Annotated in this window: 7 protein-coding genes and 1 tRNA gene; 4 read left to right on the top strand and 4 right to left on the bottom strand. The window is 67.7% G+C overall.

Going from position 1 to position 8,067, the window contains the following annotated elements; translation table 11 throughout:
• Positions 1–177 precede the first annotated feature (177 nt).
• Positions 178–339 carry a hypothetical protein gene (locus tag QSK30_RS24755; protein ID WP_285506232.1) on the top strand — a complete coding sequence of 54 codons (162 nt, stop codon included), beginning with the start codon at positions 178–180 and terminating at the stop codon, positions 337–339.
• Positions 340–390: 51 nt separating this feature from the next.
• Positions 391–2,175 (top strand): recombinase family protein, encoded by a 1,785-nt coding sequence (locus tag QSK30_RS24750; RefSeq protein WP_285506231.1) that lies wholly within the window; start codon positions 391–393, stop codon positions 2,173–2,175.
• Here the strand turns inward: QSK30_RS24750 and QSK30_RS24745 are convergent.
• From QSK30_RS24745 to QSK30_RS24735, 3 genes are all read right to left on the bottom strand, one after another.
• Positions 2,138–2,214, bottom strand: a tRNA-Pro gene (locus tag QSK30_RS24745). The genes QSK30_RS24750 and QSK30_RS24745 overlap by 38 nt on opposite strands.
• Positions 2,215–2,364: 150 nt before the next feature.
• Positions 2,365–3,483, bottom strand: coding sequence for a sensor histidine kinase (locus tag QSK30_RS24740; protein ID WP_285506229.1), 1,119 nt, complete (start codon positions 3,481–3,483; stop codon positions 2,365–2,367).
• A 23-nt stretch (positions 3,484–3,506) separates the two neighbouring features.
• Positions 3,507–4,154, bottom strand: a complete 648-nt coding sequence (locus QSK30_RS24735) for a response regulator (RefSeq protein ID WP_285506227.1) — start codon at positions 4,152–4,154, stop codon at positions 3,507–3,509.
• A gap of 75 nt (positions 4,155–4,229) precedes the next feature.
• Between QSK30_RS24735 and QSK30_RS24730 the strand changes: the two genes are divergently transcribed.
• A complete protein-coding gene (locus QSK30_RS24730; RefSeq protein WP_285506226.1) occupies positions 4,230–5,024 on the top strand; it encodes an alpha/beta fold hydrolase in 795 nt (264 codons plus the stop codon).
• 60 nt (positions 5,025–5,084) lie between these two features.
• Here QSK30_RS24730 and QSK30_RS24725 read toward each other — a convergent pair whose 3' ends face one another.
• On the bottom strand, positions 5,085–7,169 hold the full coding sequence (locus QSK30_RS24725) for a putative Ig domain-containing protein (RefSeq protein WP_285506224.1): 2,085 nt from the start codon (positions 7,167–7,169) through the stop codon (positions 5,085–5,087).
• Positions 7,170–7,419: 250 nt separating this feature from the next.
• Between QSK30_RS24725 and QSK30_RS24720 the strand changes: the two genes are divergently transcribed.
• Positions 7,420–8,061, top strand: coding sequence for a hypothetical protein (locus tag QSK30_RS24720; protein WP_285506222.1), 642 nt, complete (start codon positions 7,420–7,422; stop codon positions 8,059–8,061).
• The last annotated feature ends 6 nt before the right edge of the window (positions 8,062–8,067 follow it).

Genomic DNA, 8,067 nt, shown 5'->3' with positions numbered 1-8,067 from the left:
CCCTTGCGCGCGACAGCGACGACATCGTCGCGGAACTCCCTGGGGTATGGCTTGGGCACAGAGACATCCTTCCAGCGAGGACGCGAGCCCTCACAGGTCAGGTGTCAACCAATCTCGGAGCAGTCCCCCTGACGAGGCACCTAGCGCCTAGCACACCCACCGAAGGAGGCTCCCATTATGGGCGAACACCGCCGGATCGACATCCACACCGAACCCATCGCCGATCTTGAACGCCAGCGCCTCGCGCACATCGCGATCATGCTCGCCCAGCATTTGGCGGACCGGACGCAACGCGAGGACAACGCCAGCGATGAACCCGCCGACAATGGCGACCCGTAAGCCGGCACACTCCCCCATCAGCGCCACGCAACTACCATTAAGGAGAGCACAATGGATTTCCTTTCTCGACACCTACCAAGCCTCGCGGGGGCCACGGGAGCGTTCGATCCCCATCCCGCATGTGATGCCGCGACCGATCTCGACCATGAGGCGGTGGGATATCTGCGCGTGTCCGATAAAACCCAGTTGGAAACGGGAGCCGACCACGACCCGGATGGAAACTCCATCGCCACTCAACGCGAAGCAATCGAACGGTCCGCCGCCGCGATGGGAGTGACCATCACCCACTGGTATATCGAACCGGGCATATCCGCGCTCCCGCTGGATCAACGACCGAAGTTTCGGGAGATGCTCGATCGTATCGTCACCAAGAAAGACGTCAAGTTCGTGTTCGTCTACATGCTCTCACGACTGAGCCGCAACCGTTTCGAGGACGCCATCGTCGGGCTCACATTGGAACGCCTGGGAGTGACGGTGATCTCCGCGAAGGAACCCGTCAACGGCAAAGACCCCGCCACGCGGATGATGCGCGGCATGCTCGCGGTCATCAACCAATATTCCTCCGAGGCATCCAGCGTCGATATCCGGGAAAAGCTCGCCCACAAAGCACAAACCGGGGGAACCATCGGCTACGCCCCATTGGGGTATCTCAACGTGCGCAGGACTTTCGAGGGGCGGGCGGTGAACACGATCGCGGTCGACCCCGACCGCGCCCCCTACGTCACGGACATCTTCACCCTCTACGCCACGGGCCTGCACAGCTTCGCCGACATCCGCGAGCTGGTCACCACAAAGGGATTGCGCACCCGGCCCACGAAGAAACGTCCGCATGGGACACCGATCGCGGTCGGAACCATCGGGAAAATCCTGACCGACACCTACTACTTGGGGTATGTCACCTATCAGGGAATCGAATACGACGGTCGCCACGAACCATTGGTGACCCCGGAAACCTTCGACACGGTCCAACGAGTGCTCGCCACCAACGTCCATAGTGGAATCCGCAGACGAGTGCATTCCCACCCCCTGAAGGGTTTGATCTGGTGCTCGCGGTGTTCCCGACGGTTGGTGATCACCAACGCCACCGGCAACGGCGGCACCTACGGCTACATGATGTGCATGGGACGGCAACACAAGACGTGTGACTTGCCCTACCTCACCGCCGACGGTGTCACCGCCGCCGTCAGCGCCCACCTGGACACCATCACCATGCCCCCACTGGACCGTGAGGCGATCCTGGCCGACATCCACGCCGCGCTAGAAGGCCGCCACGCCCTGACCGCCCATTCCCGCGACACCCTCACCACGACCATCACCGAGCTAGAGGCCCGCCGCGCCCGGCTGACGCAACTTGCCAGCCACCCCGAATGGGATCACGCCGAGCTGACCGAACAGATGCGAACCATCCGCGCCGAACACATCGCCGCTACCCGGGCGCTCGCGGCCCTTCACGCCGAGCGGGATACCGGCCGGGACGTAGTGACCATCGCGGTGGACATGCTCACCCAGCCCCGACAGGTCTACGACATCGGCAGCGACCCGGTGAAAACCCTGTTGGTGAAAACCATGTTCGGGAAGGTGTATGTCGACACCAGCCAGGACACCGGGACCGTCGTGACACCCACCACCCACCTAGCGGAGCCGTTCGCGGACCTGACCGACCTACCCCACCCCCGCCGCGCACCAGACACCGCTACGGACACGTGTGGGGGCGGTGTCGTCACCGACACCGCCCCCACACGAACACCATCCAAGGCCACCCGAACCGCTGTGACCAGCGGTTCAAGTAACACCTGGGTGGTCGGGCTGACAGGATTCGAACCTGCGACCCCTTGACCCCCAGTCAAGTGCGCTACCAAACTGCGCCACAGCCCGGCCGCATCCGCTCTTGGCGGGTGCTCGGAAAGCGTAGCGCACGGGTGGGTTTGGGGAGTAATCGGGGGAGGGTGTGGGGACCTTCCTGCTGGTGATCCCCACACCCTTCCCCCTGGTGGCGCCCCTCCCCGATCAGTGGCGCGGGGCCGACTATGGCCTGGCGTGGGTCTTTCGGCTACCGCCGGGAGTGGGGGGTTTGGGGTCTACTTTGGTCGGTAGTCGGGCCTCAAGTCTGAAGCCGCCGTCGGGGGTGGGGCCTGCTGTGCAGGTGCCGCCGGCGTTGTGGGCCCGTTCTGTGAGGCCCTCGAGGCCCGCTCCGCCGTCTGTGGGTGTTGTGGGTGTTGTGGTGGGGCCGTTGACCACTGCCACCGTCACGTGGTCTGTGTGTGGGGTGACCGATACGGTTACGGGGGCGCCGGGGGCGTGTTTGACGGCGTTTGTGAGGCCCTCTTGGACTACCCGGTAGATGGCGCGGCCTACGGATGGGGTGGCGCTTACCGCCGGGGTGTTTGCGGCTACCTGGACGCCTGCTGAGCGGGCGCGCGTGATCAGGGTGGGTAGGCCTGCCAATCCCTCGGTGGTAGGGGTACCTGAGTTGAGTAGTCCTAGGGCTGCCCGCATCTCGTCTAGGGAGTGTTTGGCGAGTTCGCGTAGGCGGTGGGCGGTCTCCGCGGTTGCTGGGTCGGTGGTTGTGGTGGCGAGTGCCGCTGCCTGTACCGCTATGAGCGTGGTGTTGTGTCCTACGGCGTCGTGGATCTCGCGGGCTATGCGGGCTCGTTCGTCTGCCCTGGCGCGGTCTAGGCGGGCCGCCAGTTCTGCTCGGCGGGCTCGTTCTGTCTCGGCGAGGCTGGCCGTCAGGTCACCCCGCAGCCGGACCAGGACGCCCAGGGCTGCTGGGCCGCCTGCCAGGACCAGGGTGAACGCCAGGCTCATCACGCGGTCGGCGGTTGAGTCGGCGACGGTTATCTGCACGGGGACCGCGGCCGTCAAGAAGGCTACGGCGACCCAAGCGGCTGCGTGGCGGACGCGGTGGGAGGTGCGTCCTACGCGGTACAGGGCTACGCCTACCGGGGGCCAGCCGAGGCCCCCCGCTAGGGCGGGTAGGCAGGCCACGAGTGCCAGGCGGGGGTAGCGGAGGCGTAGTGGCAAGAGGATGCACGCGATAACCGCTGCTGGGAGGGCGAACGCGTAGCCCGTGGGGTGGGAGAGCAGTACCGCGCCAAGAGGGACTCCGACGGCCAAGAGTTCGCCGATGAGTATGCGGATCATCTAGCCCCCCAGGAACCATCAAGTCACGTTGACGGCGTCACCCCGTGCAGCAGCAGCGCCGCCTGCACCCGGTTTTGGACGCCCAGCTTGGTCAGCACGGTCGACACGTAGCTCTTCACCGTCGCCTCGGTCAGCCCCAGGACCGCCGCTATGGCCGCGTTCGGTTTGCCGTCGGCGAGCAGTTCGAGCACCTGCCGCTCGCGGCCGCTCAACGTCGACACCGCCCGCGCGCGGCCCAGGCCGATGCTCGCGCCGCGCAGCTTCGGGAGGAGGCGGGCGGTGATGCGCGGGTCGAGCACCGCGCCGCCCGCGGCCAGGTCCAGTACCGCGTGCTCGAGCATCTCCGGTTCGGCGTCCTTGAGCAGGAAGCCCTGCGCGCCGAGTTCCAGGGCCGTGGCCACGTAGTCGTCCAGGTCGAAGGTGGTCAGCACGGCCGTCGCGGGGGGCGAGGGCAGGGTCGCCAACCGGCGCAGCGCCTCTAGGCCGTCGACGCCGGGCATCTGGACGTCCAGCAGGAGCACGTCCGGTCGGTGCGCGCGGACCGCCTCGATGGCGCTCGCGCCGTCGCCGGCCTCGGCCACGACCTCAATGCGCCCGCCCGCCTCCAGCAGGACCCGCAGGCCGTGTCGGAGCAGCTGTTCGTCGTCGGCGAGGACAACCCGCACGGCCATGCCCACCTCCCTGGTCCGCGGCGCGTTCAGCCTAACCTTGACCAGGTCTAACGCATCTCGGACAGGAGTTTTCCCGTGCCCTTCGCCGATCTGGGTGAACGCAGGCTGCACTACGTCCGCCGCGGCACCGGTGCGCCGCTGCTGCTCATCCAGGGCATGGCGGGCCACCACCGCATGTGGGGCGAGCGGTTCCTCAGCCTGCTCGAGGCGGACTTCGACATCGTCGCCTTCGACCACCGCGGTATCGGCGCAAGCGATCGCGCGGACGAAGAGTTCACGGTAGGAGATCTCGCCGAAGATGCGGCGGGTGTTCTAAGAGCTGTTGGGTGGGACGACGCGCACGTCTTGGGTATTTCGCTCGGCGGCATGATCGCGCAAGAGCTCGCGGTAAGGCACCCTGACGTGATCCGCACGCTCACCCTCGGCTGCACTTACGCCGGTCCCGCGGGCGGCACGTTGGAAGCACCTGGTCCGCGCAGGCTCTTCGAGGCGATCCACTCCGGCGACGCGCGCCTCTCGCTCCAGGCCAGCTATGAGGCCAACCTGTCTCCCGCCTACCGCGAGGGTGACCACTTCGGCGCGTTCCTCGACCTCACGCTGGCCGAACGCGTGCCCGCGCCGGTGATCATGATGCAGATGCGGGCCGCGCTGGCCCACGACGCCGAGTCGCGGCTGCGGGAGTTCGACAAGCCGACCCTGGTCATCCACGGGAGTGCCGACGAGATGATCACCCCCGGCAACGGTCCGCACGTCGCGGGACTCGTCCCGGGCGCGCGCCTGGAGCAGCTCGACGGCGTCGGGCACCTGTTCTGGCTGGAACGCCCGGAGCTGACCGCCGAGCTGGTCAGGGCACACGCGGTCAACGGCTAGGCCGCCCACATGACCCAGGACGTGGTGGGCGCACGCCCGGCGCCCACCACGTCCGGTGCGTCAGCCCTCGACGCGGTGCGAGGCCCAGAAGGACGTCAGGTCCTTCGAGCCCGCCGCCGCCTGCGCTGCGGCCTTGAACTCCGCGGTTGTGGAGACGCCGTACCAGTGCGACTGCGCGTAGGTCTTGAGCAGGTTGGCCATCGCGGTGTCGCCGATGGTCCTGCGCAGGTCGTGCAGCGTGCACTTGCCGTAGCCGTAGATCACCGTGGAGTACCGCGACGAGTGCGCGTCCCAGTACGCCATCGAGTTGGTCAGCTTCTCCGCGCTCGACTGCCAGGTGATGCCGCAGCCGCTGCCGGTGATGCCCTTGTACAGGTCCGTGGCGTAGTCGGTGAAGCTCTCGTCCAGCCACGGGGCGTTGTACTCGTCGTCACCCACGATGCCGTAGAACCACTGGTGGGCCAGCTCGTGCGGCAGCGCCGTGGTGGACACCAGGTCCAGCACGAAGCCCGGGTACTCCATCCCGCCGAACCAGAAGTTGTTGTCGAGGATGACGTCCATCTCCTGGTACGGGTAGTCGCCGAAGCGGCCCGAGTGCACGTCCAGGGCGTCCTTGGCCAGGTTCAGCATCGAGTTCGCGTCCGTGGACGAGATCCCGCTGACGCCGAAGACGTTGACCTTGAAGCCCTTGGCCGAGGTGCCCGAGACCTTCGAGAACGGTCCCGCGCCCCAGGCGAAGTCACGCACCTTCGACGCCGTGGCGCGCGTGGTGGTGGTGCTGCCGCTGGTGGTCTCGGTCGAGGTGCCGGTGGCCGGGGTGAGCAGCGAGGTCGGGTGCACCAGGGTCACGTCGAAGTCGCTGATCAGCGTGTAGAACGACTCGCCGTTGTTGGTGTAGGGGTCCAGGTGCCACCCGGCGGCGTCGCGCACCGCCAGCACCGGCAGGGCGTTGCCGACCATGTTGTACGCGCCGTCGTGGCCGAAGCGGTCGGCGCCGCTGGGCACGACGATCTTGAGGTCGAAGCCGATGGTGGCCGACTGGTTCTGCGCCAGCGGGCTGGGCAGGGTGACCTTGAGCGCGGTGCAGTTCACGCTCAGCGCCGCGGGGGTGCCGCCGGTGACGTTGGTGACCGTGATCGGCGTCGACGGGCAGCTGCCGTGGTAGTTGTCCCACAGCCGCAGGTAGACCTCGGGCAGCGCCGTCGGCGAGGCGTTGGTGAACGAGACCGACTGGTGGCCGGTCCAGGTGTCGCCCGCGGTGTTGGAGGTCAGGCTCACCGTGTACGCCGGGTTGACCGGCGTGCGCGTGGTGTCCGACGGCGGCGTGCCGCCGACGGTCCAGGTGAAGGTGGCCGACCCGCTGTTGCCGCCGGGGTCCTTGGCGGTCACCGTGACGTTCGAGGTGCCCGCGGTGGTGGGCGAGCCGGTGATCTTGCCGGTCGCCGCGGCGACCGACAGGCCCGCGGGCAGGCCGGTGGCGCTGTAGGTCAGCGCGTCGCCCTGCGGGTCACTGGCCTGCACCTGCAGCGAGACCGCCTGGCCGACCGGGGTGGTCTGGTTGCCCGGGCTGGTGACGGTGGGGTTCTGCGAGCCGCCGCCGCCGGAGGTCGTCAGCGAGAAGTCGTCGAGGAGGAAGTTCGTGGCCAGGCTCGAGTCCTCGATGCCGGTGACCTTGAGCGTGACGGTCTGCCCGGCGTAGCGGGAGACGTCCACGGTCTTCTGCGCGTATCCGGTGTTCTTATCCACGTTGGAGTAAGAGGCCACCGTATCTGAACCGATTTGAACAGTCAGCTTGTCGTAAGCGACGTTCTCGGTTTCCTTGGTGTCGATGTGCAGCCAGTAGCTCAGCGTCGCGGATGTACATCCGGCGGGTAGTGCTACCGATTGCGACAGCGAATCGGTGTGCGCGGAGCCGTAGCCGTCCAGCCAGGCGTCCTTGGTCCCGGCGTGCGCGGGCTCGGCGGTGGTGGCCGCGGAGATCACGCCGCTGGTCTGGGTCCACGGGGTCGTACCGCTTTCCAGGCCACCGTTGACGATGACCTGGTCACCGCAGGCGGCCGCCTGCGCCGAGGGCATGGCCGCGACGGCCACCCCCACCAGGCCGACGGCGAGCCCGAGCGCAGCAGGGAGCGCTCTTCTTCTCATTGGTTCGTCCTTTCCCGGCCCGGGAACGTCAGGGGCCAGGCACAGGGTTGTCCGCCGGGTGCACAGTGTTCAACGACGTGTTTTTCCCTGGGAACGACTTTGCCGCAATTGTCGCGGTGTAATCCGCCTTCACCGGCAAATCGGGCATTGACCAGCGCAAATACCTTTGTCCGGTGTCTGGTTCGCGGGGAATATGCGAAGTGACCCAAAGTGCCACCGCGGTCACCGGGAATGCGCGATCATGGGTCCCATGGCGGTCCGGCGGTACCTGGTGCACGGTCTCGGTCGGGTCGTGCTGATCGCGGCGGTGCTGCCCGCGGTCGTCGTCGCGATGGCGGTCGGGACGACGCTCGTGCTCGGTGCCGCGCAGCTGGGCTGGTGGCGCTGGCTGCTGGCGGCCCTGTGCGCGCTGCTCACCCTGCTGGCGGGCGCTGCCGCCGCCTGGGCGGTGTACTCGATGCTCGACGACAGCGACGTCGCCGGGGTGGGCCAGGTGTGCGCCTGGGTGCTGCTCGTCGCCGCGGTGTTCGCCTGCGTCGGGACCTGGGCCCAGCTGACACTCGACCGCGCGCCACCGGTGACCTGCGAGGTCACTCGCATCACCGAGCGCGAGGAGACGAGCGGGAACTCCACGCGGACGGTCTACGACCACGACCTCGAGTGCGTGGGTGGCTACCCGACCCGCTACACCGACCCCTCGGTCCAGGCGAACGCCGGCGAGCGCCTCACCCTGCTCGTGGACCCCGACCGGGTGTTGGGGTCCGAGGTCCCGGGGGCCGTGGAGGCCAACCGCGGCTCGTCGCCGTGGGTCAGCGGGGGCCTGCTGGGCGTCTACTTCCTGCTGGCCACCGCCCGCGGCGTCTACTGGCTGCGCACCGAGTTCCGCCCGTGACGGGCG

It is taken from the genome of Actinokineospora sp. NBRC 105648 (assembly GCF_030269645.1).
Taxonomy (GTDB): domain Bacteria; phylum Actinomycetota; class Actinomycetes; order Mycobacteriales; family Pseudonocardiaceae; genus Actinokineospora.
Note: the sequence above shows the minus strand (reverse complement) of the source record. Positions and strands in the feature narration are given on the sequence as shown.

Bases quoted from the DNA above. Each gene is read 5' to 3' on its own strand.
- QSK30_RS24725 (WP_285506224.1), bottom strand. From the start codon at position 7,169: ATGAGAAGAAGAGCGCTCCCTGCTGCGCTCGGGCTCGCCGTCGGCCTG.
- QSK30_RS24755 (WP_285506232.1), top strand. From the start codon at position 178: ATGGGCGAACACCGCCGGATCGACATCCACACCGAACCCATCGCCGAT.
- QSK30_RS24750 (WP_285506231.1), top strand. From the start codon at position 391: ATGGATTTCCTTTCTCGACACCTACCAAGCCTCGCGGGGGCCACGGGA.
- QSK30_RS24720 (WP_285506222.1), top strand. From the start codon at position 7,420: ATGGCGGTCCGGCGGTACCTGGTGCACGGTCTCGGTCGGGTCGTGCTG.
- QSK30_RS24740 (WP_285506229.1), bottom strand. From the start codon at position 3,483: ATGATCCGCATACTCATCGGCGAACTCTTGGCCGTCGGAGTCCCTCTT.
- QSK30_RS24735 (WP_285506227.1), bottom strand. From the start codon at position 4,154: ATGGCCGTGCGGGTTGTCCTCGCCGACGACGAACAGCTGCTCCGACAC.